This window comes from Actinomadura soli (genome assembly GCF_005889715.1).
In the GTDB taxonomy this organism is placed as follows: domain Bacteria; phylum Actinomycetota; class Actinomycetes; order Streptosporangiales; family Streptosporangiaceae; genus Spirillospora; species Spirillospora soli.
Map to the genome: position 1 here is coordinate 1 of NZ_VCKW01000559.1, position 1,465 is coordinate 1,465.

Below are 1,465 nucleotides of genomic sequence, written 5' to 3' on the forward strand. Positions count from 1 at the left end.
GGTGAGGTGAGTGCGGGACGGGCGTGAGGGCCGGCCCTGGCGGAGTCGGAGGTGAGGCGGCGATCGCTTCCGGTCCTGCCGCCGAACGCCGGACCGGCGCCCCCAGGCCCACCCGCCGCGTCACTCCGGCGGCCGGCGGGGGGCCCGGAATCCGCGAGGCCGCCCGTCCCGTCATCGCAGGGCGGGGATCTGCATGACCTTCGCCAGACGGTTTCGCCGCCTGGCGCTGAACCGGGTAGGCGGTTCCAGGGAACGGAGGCGCGGACCGGTCGGCCTGGGCCTGCGGTGGAGACGCTCCCTGCCGGCCGGAGTCGGCGCGTGGGGCAGCACTCGGTTCCGTGTGTCGTGCCGCTGAAGTCTCCGTCAACGGCGCGGTCTGCGGTGCGGCTGGAGGAAGGGACGGCCCCGCAGACGGCGCGGGAGGTGCGCTCGGCCCGCCATCGTGGGCGATCCCCGCCGCCGGCGCCTTGCCCTTCCGCTGAATCGGACGGGCCGTACCGGTCGGCGAGGTTGCGGACGGCGGACGCGCGGGCTCCTCAGCCGGTTCTCCTCCAGGGATCTCAGCACCGCCGCGCGTAGGCGAGGGCGGAGTGGGAGCGACCTTGCGCTGGACCGGGGGCCCTGCTGCCGGCGAGGTGGGCAACGGTGCGCCCAGCCCGGCACGTCGCGCGGGCGGCGAGGGGTTGGAAGCGGAGGGCGCCGTGCGTTCGGGCCGGGGCTTCGCCTGCCCGGCGGGCGCGTTCTCGGCCGCGTCCTCGGCTCCACGCGCCGCTTTCGCCCCCGCCTGCGGGACTGGCGACGCGGGGGCGGGACCGCCCGTCGGCGGCCCGGCGCTCGGCCCTGCCGGGTGCGTCCGGGGCGGTGGCGCTGACTCGGGTGCCGGGTCCGCGGCAGCGCGCGAGGTCTTGGCCACCGAGGCGGGCGGCGCCGCGGCGGAAGGCTTCGCGGGCGTCCCCCCGCCCAGCCCGGTCGCCGGGCGAGGTGACCGCGGCCCAGCGGGAGACTGCGGCCCAGCGGATGACCGCGGCGCGGCGGAAGGCTGCGGCGCGGCGGAAGGCTGCGGCCCGGCGGAAGGCTGCGGCCCGGCGGAAGGCTGCGGCCCGGCGGATGACCGCGGTCCTGTGGACGGTGACGGTCCGTCCTCCCCCCGACCGCTTTCCGCCGGGCCGCTCTCCGCCGGGGGCGGCGGAGGAGTGCCCGGAGCCGCGCGGCGTGCGGGGTGCGCCGCACTGGGAGTGCGCGCGGCTCCGGGAGTCGTCGTGCGCTGCACGGGGCGCGGGGCGCTCCGCGATGCGGGTGCCGGTGCGCCGGTGCCGCGCGGCGCGGGGGTGCCGCTCGGCGCGGGGGTGCCGCTCGGCGCGGGGGTGTCGGGAACGCCGGGTGCGGCGTTGCCCGGTGGGATGTCCGCCGGTGGGCTCGCCTCGTCGTGCCGGGCCAGGCCGCGTTCCGAGGGACGGGGCTCAAG

Annotated in this window: 1 pseudogene; it reads left to right on the forward strand. The window is 79.2% G+C overall.

The features are described from left to right. Window positions 1–1,259: 1,259 nt before the first annotated feature. Window positions 1,260–1,465, forward strand: a pseudogene (locus tag ETD83_RS44120) (hypothetical protein); the annotation flags it as partial.